Below are 17,672 nucleotides of genomic sequence, written 5' to 3' on the forward strand. Positions count from 1 at the left end.
GACGCTCGGGACCGTTCTCGGGTGTCGGGTTTTTTCGTTTTTACTGGGCAGGAAATGCCAGGAAGAGCCATGAATATCGCTAAAATACTCAATAATAATGTAGTGATTACGCTGAATGACCACCTTGAAGAGACGGTGGTGATGGGGCGTGGTATTGGCTTTAAAAAGAAAGCCGGGGATAGCGTAGACGAAAGCCTGATCGAAAAGGTCTTCACCCTCAACAGCGGTGAGATGAGCGAACGCTATAAAGAATTGTTGGCAGAGATCCCGTTGGCCTGCGTCACAACGGCTGACAAGATCATTACCCTAGCCCGCGAACGGCTGCCAGGGAAACTGCATAACATCGTTTACATCACCCTGACCGATCACATCCACTTCGCTTTACAGCGCCATGCGCAAGGGATGGACATCAAGAATGTCCTGCTGTGGGACATCAAAAAGCTCTATCCGAACGAGTTTGCACTGGGTTTGCAGGCCTTGGCGATCATTGCTGAACGCTTGGAAACCACATTGCCAGAGGACGAGGCCGGATTTATTGCTTTGCACCTGGTCAACGCCCAACTCAATGACGAAATGCACAACACGTTGAATATCACCCGTGTGATGCAGGAGATCCTCAACATCGTTAAATATCATTTTCGTTTTGATTACAACGAGGATGCGCTCAGCTATCACCGCTTCGTGACCCATCTGAAATTCTTTGCCCAACGGCTACTGGGGAAGAGTTATGTCAGTAGTGACGACGACTCGCTGTATCAGGTAGTGAAAGACAAATATCACGAATCTTTCGCCTGCGCCGTCAAGATCAACAGGCATATCGACCAACACTACCAACACCAGTTGACCAATGAAGAGATGATGTTTTTGACCATTCACATTGAACGGGTGCGCAGCGAAAGCGAAAGCCATTACACGCCAAAGGAATGAGGCTCACTGCAGTCCTTAACCAGGTAGCGCCACACCATTCAGCATGGCCGCTTACAGACACCATAGTTCAAGCGCCGAACAAAATCACACCTGCGGCCACAGCCACGCGGCACCGCGCACGCCACTGGAGTCACCGTGAATAGCCTTGCGGATTGGCGTTTCACATTCGCCACCAAATACCCAGGGCTTCACTCGTTGCGCCACCGTTTGATAGAGACGTTCAACGTTGCTCATGCCACCGCCAAGGACAATCACATCTGGGTCGAAAATATTGATCACATGCGCCAACGACTTCGCCAACCGCATTTCGTAGCGCTGGATAGCCAACTCTGCTATCGGATCCTGTTTCTCAGCCAACGTCATGATTTCATGGCCTTTCAGCACATTACCACTTAGGCGCGCATAGTCGTTGGCAAAACCGGTACCAGAGATAAAGGTTTCAATGCACCCTTGTTTGCCACAGTAGCAAGGCACTTCAGCACGGAAACGCAGTTCGTCATCATCCATCCACGGCAGAGGATTATGCCCCCACTCACCGGAAATGCCGTTCCCTCCGGCATGTACCTGACCGTTAATCGCCACCCCGGCACCGCATCCCGTACCGACGATCACCGCAAACACGGTTGCCTTACCCGCCCCTGCGCCGTCGGTCGCTTCCGATACGGCCAGACAGTTGGCATCATTGGCCAGCCGCACTTCACGCTCCAACATCGCGGAGAGATGTTGATCCAGCGGCTGACCATTGAGCCAGGTTGAGTTGGCATTTTTCACCAAGCCGGTAAACGGCGACAGCGTGCCTGGAATGCCCACCCCCACTGACCCCTGCTGCCCAGTTTTCTCCTCCGCCAGCCTCACCAACCCGCAGATCGCCTGCAAGGTCTGCTGATAATCATCACGTGGCGTTGCAATTCGATGGCGGAACAGCTCCTGCCCGTCATTGGCTAACGCAATCACCTCAATTTTAGTGCCGCCCAGGTCGATACCAATACGCACAATTCATCTCCTAAAGACAAGATCCACCGCCACAGCCTAATACAGCCGACAAACCGAATCACCTAATTGCAACCGAATGTGACCACAATGGCAATTTCCACATCTGATAGCCGTTGGCCGCCGCTTATTAATCAACCATCGGTTACACTGCGTTTAACTGGCTGATAACATTTGTATCCGTTGGATTTCAAACGTTGGCTACAGCGTGAAATACACCGGGACATAGCCTAGGCTGTGTCCCTTAACTGTCCGTGGTGCCGTCGCAGACCCAAAAGCACGTCATCAAGGCGGAGGGTAGAGGGCAAAGTGGTTCTCTGTTCAAGCCCGACAACACCGAGGACGGGCTTTTGGGACGCACCCCTGCGGGCTGGGGCCATTTGCGCGCAGTTAAGGGACACAGCCTATTAATCTTGGGAGCAGCAATGAAACCTGCCGTACTGATCGTCGATGACGATCCCGCCATATGCGACTTACTCAAAGACGTGCTGCATGAGCACGTATTCACCGTTCATACCTGCCACCTAGGCAGCGACGTACAACTATTACTTAATCAACAGCCCGACATAGCGCTGGTGTTGCTCGATCTGATCCTGCCCGACACCAACGGTTTGCTGGTGCTACAGCAGATCCATCGCTTACGGCCGGATCTGCCAGTAGTGATGCTGACGGGCCTTGGCTCGGAGTCCGACGTGGTGGTCGGGCTGGAAATGGGAGCCGATGATTACATCGCCAAACCCTTCAACCCGCGCGTGGTGGTCGCCCGTGCCAAAGCTGTACTACGGCGTAGCGGGGCGCTCACTATTGAACCAACGATAAACGAACAACCGCACTCCGAGGGCTGGCAATTCAACGGTTGGTGTCTGGATACCACCCGCTGCATCTTGCAAAACCCGCAACGGCAAACCGTCGATCTCACTCAGGGCGAATACAGTCTGTTGTTGGCACTGGTGAAGCATGCACGTAAAGTGCTCACCCGCGACCGTTTGTTGGAACTCACCCATAGCGAAACGCTTGAGGTGTTTGACCGCACCATCGACGTACTGATCATGCGCCTACGCCGTAAGATCGAAAACAATCCGCATCAACCCGAACTGATACGCACTATCCGCGGATTGGGATATGTTTTTGCCGCCGACGTCACTCAGCCGGTTGCTGTTGCTTAATATACGCCATCAGTACCGGCAACGGTTGTGCGCCATCTATTGCGTTGGCACATAACAGATTAAAACGGGCGCAAGTGTGTGCCAACTGTAACGTCTCTTGCAACTGCCAGCATTCATGGCTGGCATAGAGCACACCGGCGCAGAATGCATCTCCCGCGCCAACGCTACCCACAATCTCATTTGCCGCAAGTTGCCACGAGGGCTGCCAACGGGCTTCGCCACTGTGCTCCAAGCCGTAAGCCCCTTCCGGGCAGTGGATGACCACCCGCTGCCGCACACCTTCTTGCATAAGTTGCTGCGCAGCCTGTGCCATTAAATGCTGCTGCAAAGTGCCATCGGCGCAACGTAGTGCCAAGCCGGTAAACTCCCCCGCTTCAAGCTCATTGATCACCAGATAATCGAGCCAGCGCAAAGCGGGTAAAACGAGCGGACGATAGCGAGGATCACCCTGGCGAGAAACCAGATCCAGCGAGGTGTGATAACCCCGTTGCTGCATCTGTGCCAGCAGGCGTGCACTGCGCGTACCGAACTCACTATCCGGGCAATCAAGGCTATCGAGCAATAATAGATAGCCCAAATGGAAAATCTGGTGTTGGCTATTCACCTCGGCAAAGTCCGCCAGATCCAGCAAGCGATTGGCACCCGGGGCATGGAAGAAAGTACGTTGCCCACCCGGTTCGGTCATTACCTGCGACATGGATGTCATCACCTTTGCGCGGCGCTGCACCCATTGGCTATCAACCCGATGCTGTTCCAGCATCTGCAAGATGTACTCCCCATCGGCATCCTGGCCTATCACCCCCGCCGCCGCCAGCGGCAAGCCGGCTTGCATGCGTGCCAACGTCAGCAATACGTTCAGTGGTGCACCGCCCGTGGCTCTTTCACTGTGGGTGATCTCCGCTAGCCATCCCTGCTGCGGCCACTGGGCAATCTGATGCACATGATCCACCAGCATATTGCCGGCAGAGAGAATACCGCGTCGGATCATCACAACCGCCCGGCACTGCCGAAGATATGCATCTGTTGCTGCACAACTTCATCAATCGACTGTTCCACTGCCAACAGCACTTCGGCAAATTCATCGTAAATGGCATGGCGCTGCGCCATACGCCGTTCAATGGCTTCCAATGCCGCCTGCGACATTCCGGTATAGAAGTTGATTTTGTGGATACCCAGAGAAATCGCCCGCTTGAAGTCGGCATCGCTAATGCCTGAACCACCGTGCAACACCAGCGGAATACCGGTTTGTTGTTGGATCGCCGCCAGACGGTCGAAATCTAGCTTGGGTTCGCCTTTGTATTTGCCATGGGCATTACCGATGGCAACGGCCAGCGCATCAATACCGGTCTGGGTAACAAATTCTTTGGCTCGTAGCGGATCGGTGAATTTATTGCTGTCCGCCTCACCGTAGAGCGCGCCACCTTCATCGCCGCCTACCGCACCCAGTTCCGCTTCAACCGAAACTCCCACCGCGTGGCACATGCGCACCACTTCACGCGTCTGCCGCAAGTTCTCTTCATAACTCAGACCAGAGCCGTCAAACATCACCGAGCTGAAGCCAAGCCTTAACGCCTGGACGACTGCGGCAAAATGCACGCCATGATCGAGGTTCAACACAACCGGAATATCGTGCTGTGCCGCTTCGGTTTTTATCGCCGCAACCAGTGACTCCAACGACACATATTTGAAATGCACTTCGGCAATATTAATGATGAAGGGCGAACGCGCCTGCTTGGCTGCGCTAAACAGCGCACGCAGAAAGTGGCTGTCGAGCACGTTGAATGCGCCTAACGCGTAGCCATGCCGCCTGGCATCGGCTAATCCTTGAGCCAGTGAAATCAGTGCCATCATCCTCTCCTTTCTACGGTGAAAAGTGGGTATTCGTTACACAGCAACCACTGCGGTGGCTGATCTTCTTCTATCTGGCTAAAGCGGCTCAGCGGCGTCAGAAAACGGTTGTCGTTATCGTCATCGTTCACCATCGAAACCTCTCCCACCAAAACATCACCAAACCCCTCTTCACCCCAGAAACTATGGTACATCCCCGGTGTCAGGCAGATGCTTTCCCCCGGTGCCAGGCGCAGGCGGGAACCGGCGGCATGTGTCTGCCGACAGCCGTCGATCACCACCGTCACTTCACTGGTTGCCAACTGTTCTTGCCGATCGGCGTTGTGCAGTTCGACGATCAGATTGCCGCCACCACGGTTAATGATGTCCTCACGCTTGCGCCAGTGGAAATGCATCGGCGTTACCTGCGCTTCGCGACAGTGCATCACTTTTTCCGCATAGCATTTACCGTAGAATTGGCCGGAAGGGGAGCCGTTACGTAATGTGAACAACGTCAGGCCACAGTGGGCAAAATCGTCACCACCAAAGGCGGTGACATCCCAACCCAGCTTCAGATCGAACACCTCCTGCCAGGCGTGACAATCAAGCTGTTGCCAAATCTGCGGGCTGAAATGGGCGAAGGGGGGTAAATGAACGTCGTGCCGGGAGAAAAAATGTCGGGTCTGTTGCAGGATGTGATTCACGGCTGAGCGTTTCATGCTGCCTCCAAAATTGTTCTTTCCCCTCACCTATCTCAAGGTGAGGGGAGCAAGCGGCATTAACGGTTATTTCACCGTCCAGCCTTTGTAGCTGCCAATATTGTTTTTATCGATCAGGGTCACCGGGATCAGTACCGGCCCTGTCGGTGCCGGTTTCCCCTGCAGGATGTCATAACCAATCTCTACCGCTTTAGCCGCCATCACCTGCGGATCCTGCGCCGGTGTGGCGACAAACAGCGAGTTACCACGTTTCAAAGCTTCTTCACCATCCGGTGAACCGTCCACGCCGACAATAAAGAACTCACTGCGTTGCGCCTGTTTTGCCGCCAGATCGGCACCAATGGCAGTAGGATCGTTAATGGCAAATACGCCGTCGATCTGCGGATTGGCCGCCAGCAGAGAAGTCATAATCTCCAACCCGCCTTCACGGCTGCCCTTGGCATTTTGGTTATGGGAAAGCAGTTTGATTTCCGGGTGTTTTTTCAGTTCGGTCATGCAGCCTTCCACCCGGTTTTGCACGGCGGAAACCGGTGGTCCGTTGATGATCACCACATTACCTTTTTCCTTGAGGCGGTCACTGATGTACTTACAGGCCATTTCCCCTGCCTGGGTGTTATCGGAAGTGATGGTTGCATCTGCACCCTCAGCCGCTACGTCTACCGCAACCACTACAATCCCGGCATCTTTGGCGCGTTTCACCGCCGGGCCGATACCTTTGGAGTCGGCAGCGTTAAGGATAATCATGTCAACCTTGGCAGCAATGAAGTTATCAATCTGCGCCACCTGCTGCCCCAAATCGTAACCACTGGACACCAGCGTGACATTCACCTTATCCCCCGCCAGCTCCCGCGCTTTCAGTTCGGCACCCTTGGTGATTTGCACAAAGAATGGGTTTGCCAGATCGCCCACCGTCACCCCAATCGATTTCAACTCTTTTGCCTGTACCAGCGCGCTGCTGCCCAGAGCAGCCGTCACCAGCAAAGCGGTTATCAATGGCTTGAAACGCATAGTGTTTTCCTCGTTATTTTCGGACACACGAACAATATCTGCCCCATTGGGCGCCAACCAACCTGCCTAACCTTACCCTTCCCTATGGCTTGCAAGACGACGGGTAAATCAATGCTGATAATTACGCGTACGGTATTTGTCGATCATCACCGCGATAATGATCACCGCGCCTTTGATCACCAACTGCCAGAAGTATGAAACCCCCATCAGGGTCATGCCGTTATTCAGGGTTGCAATGATTAGCGCCCCCACTAACGTGCCGGTGATAGTGCCGATGCCACCAACAAAGCTGGTGCCACCGAGGATCACCGCCGCGATGGCATCCAGTTCATAGCCCATTCCCAGGTTGCCGTTGGCGCTATAGAGGCGCGAAGCACTCATTACTCCCCCCAGTCCGGAAAGAAGCCCACTCATGCCATATACGAACAACAGCACGGCACCGACTTTAATCCCGGTCAGGCGAGCCGCCTGCATGTTGCCGCCAACCGCATAGATGTGGACCCCCAGCGTGGTGCGGCGCAGGATGAACCAGCACAGTGCAATCACTGCAAAGGCGATGATCACCAGCCACGGGATCGGCCCCAGATAGGAGTTACCGATCCATTCAAAACCGATGTTGGAATTGATAATCGTGGTGCCGTCCGCCAGCAGGTAGGCGGCACCACGCAATGCGGTATAGGTACCGAGCGTGACAATGAACGGTGGCAAACCGGCGTAGGCCACCAGAATGCCGTTAAACAGCCCCATTCCCAGCCCGGCCAACAGGGCCAAAGGGATCGCTAGCCCCGACAGGCCCGGCATCAGCGAGACGGCCATCGCCACCACCGCCGTGGTACCCAGCATCGACCCGACGGAAAGGTCAATGCCACCGGTCAGGATGATAAACGTCATCCCGGCCGCCAAAACGATGTTGATGGAGGCCTGACGCGCGATGTTTAACAAGTTGGCATCGGTGAAAAAGTTGGGGGCAACAAAACCGAAAATGGCAACGATCAGGATCAATATCGGTAAAATCCCCACCGTTTGCATCATATCGCCGAACAGTGCCTTTTTCATCGTTGGGGCAGGTACGCGAGGCGGCACCGGATTAGCGGTCATGGCAGGCTCCTTGGATGTTGTTATTGGGTTATTCATGGTGAGTCGCCAGCGGTTGGGCGGCATCAACGCCGGTTGCCAGCGTCATGATATTTTCCTGCGTGATATCAACACCGGCCAATTCACCGGCAATGCTGCCTTCACGCATCACATAAACGCGGTCGCTCATGCCTACCACTTCCGGTAACTCGCTGGAAATCATCAGGATCGCCACACCCTGTTGGGCCATTTGGCTCATGATGCGATAGATTTCGCTTTTGGCACCGACGTCAACGCCACGGGTGGGTTCGTCGAGGATTAGAATGCGTGGGCCGATTGCCACCCAGCGTGAAATCAGTAGCTTCTGTTGGTTCCCGCCAGAAAGCCCACCAGCACGCACTTGCGCATGTGGCACACGGATATTCAGTAAGGCAATGGCGTCGCTGGAAATGGTCTGTGCCTTGCGGCGATTAAGCAGGCCGTAGCTGGCATCGCGCTCAATCGTCGCCATAACGATATTCTCGTGGGCGGCCAGATCGAGAAATAGCCCCTGTTCTTTGCGGTTCTCGGTCAGGAAACCGATCCCCAGTGCTATCGCATCCCGAGGTGAGCGAATGTTGGTACTCTTGCCATCGACTTCAACGGTGCCTGCGGTGGCATTGCGCACGCCAAAGATCAACTGGGCCAATTCAGAGCGTCCTGCTCCGACCAATCCGGCCAGCGCCACAATCTCCCCTGAGCACACCTGCAGGCTGACAGGTTTGACCTTCTTGCCGTCGGTCAGGTTATGCAGCGCCAAACGCGCTGCACCGACGGCGATCCCATGTTCTTTATTGAACAGATCGCTCAATGGCCGCCCCACCATCATTCTTACCAGTTCACTGGCAGAAAGATTGTCCCGCGTCAGGCTTCCCACATACTGACCATCTCGCAGCACGCTGACGCGGTCGGAAAGCTCGTAGACCTCCGCCATGCGGTGGCTGATATAGATGATGGCCATTCCTTCGTCACGCAAACGCTTGATCAATTCAAACAGGCGTTGCGTTTCGCGGGATGAGAGCGCAGCGGTAGGCTCATCCATAACCAGAATACGGCTGTTACGATGCAACGCACGGGCAATCTCCACCTGCTGTTGCTCGGCGATGGTCAGCCTCATCACCCGGTCGCTAGCGCTGAATTGAGCCCCCAGACGATCGATGACCTTCTGAGCCTCTTCCTGCATTTGATGGCGTTTTACCAGGCCACCACGCTGCAACTCACTGCCAAGAAAGATATTCTCCGCCACCGTCAGGTTGGGTGCCAGATTCATTTCCTGATAGATCAGCGTGATCCCTGCGGCCAGTGCGTCTTTTGGCCCTTTGATGGCAAACGGCTGTCCATCAATAAAGATTTCCCCGTTGCTGGCGGTATAGGCGCCGGCCAATATTTTCATTAATGTACTTTTACCCGCGCCGTTCTCACCCATTAGCGCGTGGATTTCTCCGCGATACACCGTCAGATTGACACCTTTAAGCGCATAAAACTGACCAAAACTTTTGGCAATATTCTGCATTTCCAGAATCGGCGTGGCGCTCATCGTCATTCCCTGGCTTGCGGTTTAGAGTGGTGGCAGTTAATCACCACAAAATAAACACAAAATGTCAGTGGCCATTCATGATTGTCATAATGTTAACGGTGCTGACTTCTATCATCAGCACTATCAGGCGGTTGCCTGCTGAACAGGGTCTGGAGGAGAACTCATGCACCAATTGCCTTTTTTCGCCAGTGCCCGTGGGCGCTTGTTGATGTTCAACCTGCTGGTGGTGGCGGTTACGCTGATGGTCAGCGGCATAGCCATCATCGGTTTTATTCACGCGGGGAAACTTCAAGAGAAAGTGCAGGCGCAAACCTTGCAAGAGATGAACGGCAGCATGGCACTGAGCCGGGATACGTCTAACGTGGCAACCGCTGCCATCCGGCTTTCACAGGTGGTTGGCGCGCTGGAGTATCAGAGCGAATCGGCACGGCTGAAGCAGACACAGTTGGCGCTGCAATCCTCTCTGGAACGCCTGGCTGACACAGGTTTGGCGCAGAGCGAACCGGAGTTGGTCAACCGTATTATCGAACGCAGCAACGCACTGGAAAGCAGCGTCTCACCCATGCTGGAATTGGGTCATATTCGTCATCTGCAACGTAATATTTTACTCAGTGGTCTTTATCAGGCCCAAAGCACGCTGCGCCACATCATCACCCTCAACCAGCGAGAGAACCTGGAGCAGCCACCTCTAGCACTACTGAGCCAGATAGACCGCCTGTTATCTATTGCCATCCAGACCCCAACCCCCAAGGCCGCCACTGAACAGCTCGCCCTGGTGATGGCTGACTGGCCCTCTCACAGCCCGGACCCGCTGATTAACCAGAAAATGGGCCAATTCCGCAATAATCAACAGCCCTTGCTGCTGCAAACGCGGGCGCTGGCACAAAGCGATCTGGCTTTGGCGTATTACACCTACCATATCAAGGCACTGGTGGCGATGCTCAACGACGACATCAGCCTCTATGTGCAGAAAGTGGCGGAGGGATCAGAACAACGCACCCACCAGACACACAGTGAACTGAATTCGATCATTATCTTCATTGGTCTGTTCGCGCTGCTGGCACTGGTGATCACCGGTTTTGCCAGCCTGTATATCTACCGTAACCTGGGTTCCAACCTCACAGCGATTGCCAACGCGATGACGCGGCTGGCGCGTGGAGAGCGCGATGTCACTGTACCTGCACTGCAACGGCACGATGAGTTGGGGGAACTAGCGCGGGCGTTTAACGTTTTTGCCCGCAACACCGCGTCACTGGAACAGACCTCTCGCCTGCTGAAAGAGAAGAGCACCCAGTTAGAGACCACATTTCTGGCAATGCGTGATGGTTTTGCCCTGTTCGACAATCATGGACACCTGGTGGTATGGAACCCGCAATATCCTTTGCTACTGGGGTTGAGTGAACAACAGCTGCATCGGGGTCAGCACTATCGCGAGCTATTGCAGTATGTTACGCCGCCGCCCGGTCAACGTTGGGAGGATGTGCTGGCCAATATCTCAAGCGAACTTCCCCATCCGCAGGAACTACGGCTGGCAGCAGGACGTACCGTTGAACTGCGTTTCAGCCCGGTACCAAAACGGGGGGTTGTCAACGTGGTACTGGAACGTACCGAGCGTAAAGCGCTGGAAGAAGCCTTGTTACATAGCCAGAAAATGAAAGCCGTCGGCCAGTTGACCGGCGGAGTGGCTCATGACTTCAATAACTTGCTGGCCGTTATTATTGGTAGCCTGGAACTGACAACGCAACATACCCAAGATGCCCAAACGGAGCAGCGCATTGCCCGCGCATTAAAGGCCGCTGAACGGGGGGCGCAGCTCACTCAACGCCTGCTGGCATTCTCCCGTAAACAGGCGTTGCACCCGCAGGCAGTAATACTGAAAGATCTGGTGGAGAATTTGCGGGAGTTATTGCGCCACACGCTCCCCTCCACGCTCTCACTCACCCTGGAAGCACAGCCGAACGGCTGGCCTGCATGGATCGACGTCAGCCAATTGGAAAATGCCCTGATGAATCTGGTGGTTAATGCCCGCGACGCCATGGAGGGGCGCTCCGGCGTGGTGCATCTCCGCATTTATAACCAACGCGTGGTACGTACCGGGGGCAAAAAACAGGACATGGTTGCCCTGGAAGTGATCGACACCGGCAGTGGTATGTCGGAAGAGGTCAAGGCTCAGGCGTTTGAACCCTTCTTCACCACCAAAGCCGTAGGCAGTGGCAGCGGACTGGGACTGTCGATGGTGTATGGCTTCATAAGGCAATCCGGTGGCCGGGTTCAGATTGAAACCCGTCCCGGTCATGGCACTCTGGTTCGGTTGCAGTTACCACGAGCACAAACGGTGGTGGTCGATATGCCCCCGGTGACACCGCAGCCGGACAATGATAGCCACGATCATCTGGTGCTGGTTCTGGAGGATGAAAATGATGTCCGCCAAACCCTGTGTGAGCATTTACACCAGTTGGGATACCTGACGCTGGACAGTGCCGACAGCCAGGAGGCGCTGGCCATACTGCACCAAACGCCGGATATCAGCGTGCTGATCAGTGATTTGATGCTGCCTGGCGAGTTGAACGGCGTGCAGGTGATCCGGCAGGCACGCGTGAGCAACCATCAACTGACCACGTTGCTGATCAGTGGCCAGGATATGCGCCAACATGGAGAAAGCGATCTGCAGGATATCGAATTACTCCGCAAGCCTTTCAGCCAGCGGCAACTGGCGCAGGCATTGCAGCAAGCACGGCGCAGAAACGCGGCAATGGGCGCAAATCGGCGGGAATAAGGCGATTTTTCACCGTCAATTCGTTATTATGCCGCCCTGCTTTTGATGAATCGGCGTGCTGAACGCACGCCCTGCCAGGGATAAAACTATGCTGTGGTTTAAGAATTTGATGGTTTACCGTTTGAGCCGCGACGTTGCGCTAAATGCGGATGAAATGGAAAAACAGCTCAGCGCCTTTGCTTTCACCCCGTGCGGCAGCCAGGATATGGCGAAAACCGGCTGGGTTTCCCCTATGGGTTCCCATAGCGATGCGCTAACGCACGCGGTCAATGGCCAAATCGTGATCTGCGCCCGTAAAGAAGAGAAAATTCTGCCCTCGCCGGTCATCAAACAGGAGTTACAGGCCAAGATCGAAAAGCTGGAAGGCGAGCAACACCGCAAGCTGAAAAAAACCGAGAAAGACTCACTGAAAGATGAAGTGCTGCATACTCTGCTGCCACGCGCCTTCAGCCGTTTTAACCAGACATTTATGTGGATCGATACTGTCAATAGCCTGATCATGGTGGATGCTGCCAGTGCCAAACGCGCAGAAGATACGCTGGCGCTACTGCGCAAAAGCCTGGGTTCATTGCCGGTGGTGCCTCTGACCATGGAAAGCCCCATCGAACTGACGCTGACAGAATGGGTTCGTTCCGGCGAACTGCCAGCCGGTTTTATCATTCAGGATGAAGCTGAACTGAAAGCCATTCTGGAAGATGGCGGTGTGATCCGCTGCAAGAAACAAAACCTGATCAGCGATGAAATTGCCGTCCATATTGAAGCCGGTAAGCTGGTCACCAAACTGGCTGTAGACTGGCAGGAACGCATTCAACTGGTACTGGCAGACGACGGTTCGCTGAAACGCCTGAAGTTTTCCGATACCCTGCGCGATCAGAACGATGATATTGATCGCGATGATTTCGCCCAGCGGTTCGATGCCGATTTCATCCTGATGACCAGCGAACTGGCGGCATTGATCAGCAACACGATTGAAGCTTTGGGGGGAGAAGCACAACGCTGAAGTCGTGGGAAAAGCGCCGGGGATCCCCCGGCGCAAAGTTATTTACTCAGATAGCGGCACAGGTATGCCGTTGCATCGGCCACCTGCAGATTGAATTCACTCTGCCCAGGTACGAAGAACTTTTCACCCGGTGTAAACACTTGCCAATCCGGTGCTCCCGGTAACAATACTTTTAAAGCCCCGGTAATCACCGTCATCTCTTCCGGCTGCGCGGTACTGAAGGTGTACTCCCCCTCCTCCATCACCCCGATGCTGGTACGACCAATGCTGCTACTATCGAAACCGATAGACTTCACTTTTCCTGAAAAATAATCATTCACTTTCAGCATAGACTGGCACCCGCGTAATCATCTTTGTGGAACTCCATATTGGGGGATGAAAATAGGTCTGTCACTGGTTTTTCATACGAAATGCGATCACTGCGTGCAGTTAGGCTGCGTCCCTTAACTGGACGCGAGCGCCGCTGGCGGTCATTTGTTCGCAGAGCAAGACGTGAGCCGTGAGGTTTGGTGAACCAAATAAACGGTGAACAACGCAGCAATGCGTACAAATGGCCCCAGCCCGAAGGGTCGCGCCCCAAAAGCCCATTCTCTGCGTTGTCGGGCTTGAACAGAGGACCACTCTGCCCTTCGTCCTCCGCCTTGATAATGGGCTTTTGGGTCTGCGACGGCACCACGGACAGTTAAGGGACACAGCCTTAACATACGCGGGATCAAACAATCAGTTTGGTGAGCGGAAGATGAACATTATGCTTAAATCGCCGTGGTGAACAACGGGCAAGTGACTGTATGAAGCCCCCTGCCCGATCCGTTATCGTCTTTGCTGCAAATGGCTCAGACTGCCATAGAGTGACAGCAGGCGTTCATATTCGGTTGCATCATAAAAATGGCAGGTACCGCGGCCAAATTCTTTTGCCACCTCTACGGCAAACTTCACCGCTAGCGCGATATCCACTTCATGGCTTGCCCCGGTACCACAACCAGGAACGACCGTCTCGGTACAAATCGCCACCCCCACGACTGGCGCAGCGGTAGCGGTAGAAGGCTGTAAAATACTATTGATATGGTGAACACCGTTACCGTATGGCGTGATGTCCTGTGTGGTGATCGGGAAGGTTACCGCCGGGCGGCCACTGGTCATCTCCATAATACGTAGCAGATCTTCCGCAACTCGCAGAATATAGCCCTGCTTCACCGTCGGTGAGAGCGCGTAACCTTTGTGATTAATGACGCGATTCCCTTTGGTGGTATCGATCGACAAAATGGCATCCGCTTCCGCTACAACCTCATGGTTGTTCATCGTTACGTCATCGATGGGGGAATCCATAAAATCCACCGGAGTGCGTGGTAGTGTGGGGGCATTCGGGCAAATATGAGTGGTGACTATCACATCCCCCGGTAGCACATCGCCTTTGCGCTGCATTTCTGCCAGTTTCAGGGCACAGGCGATGGCCGCAATAGCACCGTCGCCATCAGAAACCAGCCCAATCCGCGCAGGCCGTGCACCTATCCCCCCCAAGCGGCCAATGATCCCCAGCGTTGGCGCAGTACCACCAGACAGCTTGCCTTCACTACCGTGGATCTCGATGCGGACAAAGTCGGTCGTCCCCTTTTCACCGCTGACGCGATGGGTGCTGGCGTTCACCAAAGCATAGTGCGCAAACAAATCAACCACGTCCTGGCCACTAACATGCGCACTATCAATCAGTTCAAAGACCTGTAGTGTTTGTTGCAAGCTCATGTTTTATCCCTCGAAAATGTTACCCGATGTATTGATTTCACCAGTAAGGACCGGCTCAGCCTTACTTATCTTTACTGGAAAAGATGGAGCTAAAGAAGTTGTACAACGCATCGCCTGCGATAAACCCGGCGGCCATAATCTCCATCGGTGTCTGGCCTTTATCTCCCCAGCGTCTGATAATCAGAATGCGCAACGTAATACCGATAAGCACCGCCCATCCCGCAAACGCGTTATTGATCAGCAGGCCTGTCGCCAGTAGCACCCCCATTTGGCGCTTAGGCCCGCCGATAAACTGTACTATGGCGCCTGGGATCGCCCAAATCAGCAGGCTGGACGCGATACCGGGCTGGACGCCTGCCTCAATGGTTTTGGCATACACGTGCGCCACTGGCGGTATTAGTCCCTGCGTGAAATAACTGGTGTAAGAGAAGTAAACGACCGGAATAGCGATCACAAAAGCCAACATGGCGGCAATCATCTGAATGCGTCGCCCCAACAGTTCCTGTTGTAAATCCTTACCGTAACCCCGCAGGATAAAACCGGCTTTCAGATCAAACCCCATATCGGCAAACGCCGGGCCAGTGGCCGCGGTGAAACCGGTGAGAATACAGAGAGCCAATGGGGGAAAACCGAGCATGATCCCGACAATCAGCGTAATTAACGCCACCGCAAAAGCCGGGAACCAACCGGAATGCATCGCCGCAATCCCGACGATCAATTCGTGTACGAAGGCGGCAAACGCCGCATAAATCACAAATAGCACCAGCATGGTCAGCGACATTTCGCTATACAGCCCGCTGCCCAACGCCAGCAAAGCCGCTATCACAACATAACCTACGGCCCCCAGCCCTAGGGCTTTACGCACCTCGCTGTCAGGTTGAGTGTAGGTTGATACAGCCTGTTGATTTTTATGGCGGATCACTTGCACCACTTGAATCAGTGCTACCAGCCCCGCCCCGACCATCACCCCGTGCGGGATATACTGCGCATTCAGATCGACGCCGGTCAGCGGTTGACCATAGGCACGCAATAGCAGACCCACGCCGAACATACTCAAAGCCCAAATATTACCGATGAAAGCCGTACCAAAAGCTGCCATGGGGATCTTCAGCATTGAGCCCGCAATCCCTACGGCTACGCCAAGTACCAGTAGCCAAGCCTGCTTTCCTCCACTATCTCCCGCTTTGATCGCCTCCGCCGCCGCCACGCCAGGTGGCCAGGCATTTGCTGCCGGGAAAATTTTAGTGTCGAACATACGGTACAACAGGTAACCATCCAGCAGCATTGCGGCCGCTACGCCACAGAACATGGGCAGTATCAGCTGCGGTTGCCCCATAACGTAAGGCACCGCAATCGGCATCAACAGGCAGTTGGCCGCGCCAAACGTCGCAGAAGAAATCACCGTCTGCGCCAAGTTCTGAGTATGGATCGAGCGATAACGTTGAAACATTTGCATCGGAATACGCGCCAACAACATAGCTAGCAACGCACCGATAATCGATGTATTCGGTGTTACACCCAGTGTGGTAATCAATTGCACACCGATAATCGCGCCAATAATGGATAACAGCACCATTACCAGTAGCGTACCGATATCTTTCAATGGATTATTAGTTTTATCTGGCTTCATAAACTGCTCCCCTGAATATCTCAACTCTTTGGCAAGAGAATATTTTTTGCATAGCAAACCTATTGAGTTCCATTATTTGGAACTCATTATCGAGTTAATTGCCTTTCAGCCATTCGGACATAATTAATTACCGACAATCGATGCCGTAACTAACCTGCCATAGAATCGTCTTATCGATTAAGTCATGGATATACGGTGGGCTATTGGATCTGCTGCCAATAGTCATCACCGAGTTTTTGCGCCAATTGGCGGGAAACCGCCATCAATGCCTCAAGCACCTGAGGTGAATAAGGTTGCTCCTCAGCCTGAGAGGGAAAAGACAGACATAACCCCACCGTCTCACTGCGGTGTTTATTGGTAACAGAAGTTGCCAGTGAACTGATACCTGGCAATGTTTCATTGCGAGCCAATGACCAGCCTTGTTGCCTGATCTGAGTCAATTTTTGCAGCAATTCTTCTAGCGTTTGCGGGGAGTTTTCTGCCCTCACACAATAGCCATCGGCAAAACGCGCACACACCTGCTGATCGCTTTCACGCGCCATTATCGCCCGGCCTACGGAGGTTTCCGCTGCGGCGGAGCTCGCACCCACCGGAGTCACCACCTGCAAAAAATGGCGCCCGGGGAAAGTCCGCATCACCCAGTTTTCTTGCCCTTCCAGAACCGAAATATACCCGGTACAAAAGGTGAGTTGGTTTAGCTGCACCATCGCTTCTGCCGCACTTTCTACCAATGGTGTTGAAAGGTAGTGGCTGGCAACCATCAGCAACAGATGCCCAATATGATACTGACGGCTTTGCGCATCGCGCTTCAGCAACCCCTGGCTTTCCATCGTCTGTAATAAACGCGATACCGTGCTTTTCGGCAACCCAAGATATTCAACCACCTCGGTAAAGGAAATACCGGGTTGCCCCTGGGTTATCTGCCGTTGAGAAAATAACTTTAATACCGCCGTAGCATTTTCTAATGTGGTCATTATGCACCTTGTTCCATTATATGGAACTTAGTTCTGAATCTATATTTTGGAAATTAAGATTTGAACAACTTATCGTCAAGCGGTTTGTTTTATAATTGCGAAGGTAAATTAAAGAGAATAATGCTATGACAGTGGACATATTACGCACATCATGAAGCCGTTAGACTCTCACTCTAGAATATGAACGCATGTAACGCTATATATCAGCAGAAAATGCTATTTATTATAATACGATTGAGGGACAAGATTGAATATATAGTCAAAT

The 17,672-nt window shown here is 53.7% G+C and carries 15 protein-coding genes; 4 read left to right on the forward strand and 11 right to left on the reverse strand.

The features are described from left to right. The first annotated feature begins 69 nt into the window (after positions 1–69). Positions 70–927 carry a BglG family transcription antiterminator LicT gene (gene licT, locus SAQUA_RS18205; protein ID WP_380674651.1) on the forward strand — a complete coding sequence of 286 codons (858 nt, stop codon included), beginning with the start codon at positions 70–72 and terminating at the stop codon, positions 925–927. A gap of 84 nt (positions 928–1,011) precedes the next feature. On the opposite strand, the gene mak is transcribed toward licT, so the two are convergent. Then, entirely contained in the window at positions 1,012–1,920 is a 909-nt protein-coding gene (mak, locus tag SAQUA_RS18210) for a fructokinase (RefSeq protein WP_380674649.1), read from the reverse strand. Between the two features lie 422 nt (positions 1,921–2,342). On the opposite strand from mak, the gene SAQUA_RS18215 reads away from it, so the two are divergent. Further along, positions 2,343–3,083, forward strand: coding sequence for a response regulator (locus SAQUA_RS18215; protein ID WP_380674647.1), 741 nt, complete (start codon positions 2,343–2,345; stop codon positions 3,081–3,083). Here the strand turns inward: SAQUA_RS18215 and SAQUA_RS18220 are convergent. From SAQUA_RS18220 to SAQUA_RS18245, 6 genes are all read right to left on the reverse strand, one after another. Next, positions 3,058–4,071, reverse strand: coding sequence for a carbohydrate kinase family protein (locus SAQUA_RS18220; RefSeq protein WP_380674645.1), 1,014 nt, complete (start codon positions 4,069–4,071; stop codon positions 3,058–3,060). The genes SAQUA_RS18215 and SAQUA_RS18220 overlap by 26 nt on opposite strands. Continuing rightward, positions 4,071–4,931 (reverse strand): ketose 1,6-bisphosphate aldolase, encoded by an 861-nt coding sequence (locus tag SAQUA_RS18225; RefSeq protein ID WP_380675057.1) that lies wholly within the window; start codon positions 4,929–4,931, stop codon positions 4,071–4,073. Before SAQUA_RS18225 ends, SAQUA_RS18220 begins: the two co-directional genes overlap by 1 nt. Next, positions 4,931–5,629, reverse strand: coding sequence for a D-lyxose/D-mannose family sugar isomerase (locus tag SAQUA_RS18230; RefSeq protein WP_380674643.1), 699 nt, complete (start codon positions 5,627–5,629; stop codon positions 4,931–4,933). The genes SAQUA_RS18225 and SAQUA_RS18230 overlap by 1 nt, the downstream gene beginning before the upstream one ends. Before the next feature lie 66 nt (positions 5,630–5,695). Then, positions 5,696–6,637 carry an ABC transporter substrate-binding protein gene (locus SAQUA_RS18235; protein WP_380674641.1) on the reverse strand — a complete coding sequence of 314 codons (942 nt, stop codon included), beginning with the start codon at positions 6,635–6,637 and terminating at the stop codon, positions 5,696–5,698. 108 nt (positions 6,638–6,745) lie between these two features. Then, on the reverse strand, positions 6,746–7,735 hold the full coding sequence (locus SAQUA_RS18240) for an ABC transporter permease subunit (protein ID WP_380674639.1): 990 nt from the start codon (positions 7,733–7,735) through the stop codon (positions 6,746–6,748). A gap of 28 nt (positions 7,736–7,763) precedes the next feature. Beyond that, a complete protein-coding gene (locus SAQUA_RS18245) occupies positions 7,764–9,287 on the reverse strand; it encodes a sugar ABC transporter ATP-binding protein (RefSeq protein ID WP_380674637.1) in 1,524 nt (507 codons plus the stop codon). A 163-nt stretch (positions 9,288–9,450) separates the two neighbouring features. Here SAQUA_RS18245 and SAQUA_RS18250 point away from each other — a divergent pair, with 163 nt between their 5' ends. Together SAQUA_RS18250 and rdgC are read left to right on the forward strand one after the other, a co-directional pair. Further along, positions 9,451–12,063, forward strand: a complete 2,613-nt coding sequence (locus SAQUA_RS18250; RefSeq protein WP_380674635.1) for an ATP-binding protein — start codon at positions 9,451–9,453, stop codon at positions 12,061–12,063. Between the two features lie 88 nt (positions 12,064–12,151). Further along, positions 12,152–13,063, forward strand: a complete 912-nt coding sequence (gene rdgC, locus SAQUA_RS18255; RefSeq protein WP_380674633.1) for a recombination-associated protein RdgC — start codon at positions 12,152–12,154, stop codon at positions 13,061–13,063. Positions 13,064–13,101: 38 nt separating this feature from the next. Here the strand turns inward: rdgC and ppnP are convergent, their stop codons facing one another. From ppnP to SAQUA_RS18275, 4 genes are all read right to left on the reverse strand, one after another. Further along, positions 13,102–13,392, reverse strand: coding sequence for a pyrimidine/purine nucleoside phosphorylase (gene ppnP / locus SAQUA_RS18260; RefSeq protein ID WP_380674631.1), 291 nt, complete (start codon positions 13,390–13,392; stop codon positions 13,102–13,104). 481 nt (positions 13,393–13,873) lie between these two features. After that, positions 13,874–14,803, reverse strand: a complete 930-nt coding sequence (locus SAQUA_RS18265) for a DUF1177 domain-containing protein (protein ID WP_380674629.1) — start codon at positions 14,801–14,803, stop codon at positions 13,874–13,876. Between the two features lie 61 nt (positions 14,804–14,864). Continuing rightward, positions 14,865–16,433, reverse strand: a complete 1,569-nt coding sequence (locus SAQUA_RS18270) for an OPT/YSL family transporter (RefSeq protein ID WP_380674627.1) — start codon at positions 16,431–16,433, stop codon at positions 14,865–14,867. A 200-nt stretch (positions 16,434–16,633) separates the two neighbouring features. Continuing rightward, positions 16,634–17,407 carry an IclR family transcriptional regulator gene (locus SAQUA_RS18275; protein WP_380674625.1) on the reverse strand — a complete coding sequence of 258 codons (774 nt, stop codon included), beginning with the start codon at positions 17,405–17,407 and terminating at the stop codon, positions 16,634–16,636. Positions 17,408–17,672 lie beyond the last annotated feature (265 nt).

The sequence above is a fragment of the Serratia aquatilis genome, assembly GCF_044865145.1.
GTDB classification, from domain to species: domain Bacteria; phylum Pseudomonadota; class Gammaproteobacteria; order Enterobacterales; family Enterobacteriaceae; genus Chania; species Chania aquatilis.

Coding starts and splice junctions, on each gene's coding strand:
- SAQUA_RS18215 (WP_380674647.1), top strand. CDS start 2,343: ATGAAACCTGCCGTACTGATCGTCGATGACGATCCCGCCATATGCGAC.
- SAQUA_RS18270 (WP_380674627.1), bottom strand. CDS start 16,433: ATGAAGCCAGATAAAACTAATAATCCATTGAAAGATATCGGTACGCTA.
- licT (WP_380674651.1), top strand. CDS start 70: ATGAATATCGCTAAAATACTCAATAATAATGTAGTGATTACGCTGAAT.
- SAQUA_RS18240 (WP_380674639.1), bottom strand. CDS start 7,735: ATGACCGCTAATCCGGTGCCGCCTCGCGTACCTGCCCCAACGATGAAA.
- rdgC (WP_380674633.1), top strand. CDS start 12,152: ATGCTGTGGTTTAAGAATTTGATGGTTTACCGTTTGAGCCGCGACGTT.
- SAQUA_RS18275 (WP_380674625.1), bottom strand. CDS start 17,407: ATGACCACATTAGAAAATGCTACGGCGGTATTAAAGTTATTTTCTCAA.
- SAQUA_RS18265 (WP_380674629.1), bottom strand. CDS start 14,803: ATGAGCTTGCAACAAACACTACAGGTCTTTGAACTGATTGATAGTGCG.
- SAQUA_RS18225 (WP_380675057.1), bottom strand. CDS start 4,931: ATGGCACTGATTTCACTGGCTCAAGGATTAGCCGATGCCAGGCGGCAT.
- SAQUA_RS18230 (WP_380674643.1), bottom strand. CDS start 5,629: ATGAAACGCTCAGCCGTGAATCACATCCTGCAACAGACCCGACATTTT.
- SAQUA_RS18250 (WP_380674635.1), top strand. CDS start 9,451: ATGCACCAATTGCCTTTTTTCGCCAGTGCCCGTGGGCGCTTGTTGATG.
- SAQUA_RS18220 (WP_380674645.1), bottom strand. CDS start 4,071: ATGATCCGACGCGGTATTCTCTCTGCCGGCAATATGCTGGTGGATCAT.
- SAQUA_RS18235 (WP_380674641.1), bottom strand. CDS start 6,637: ATGCGTTTCAAGCCATTGATAACCGCTTTGCTGGTGACGGCTGCTCTG.
- SAQUA_RS18245 (WP_380674637.1), bottom strand. CDS start 9,287: ATGAGCGCCACGCCGATTCTGGAAATGCAGAATATTGCCAAAAGTTTT.
- ppnP (WP_380674631.1), bottom strand. CDS start 13,392: ATGCTGAAAGTGAATGATTATTTTTCAGGAAAAGTGAAGTCTATCGGT.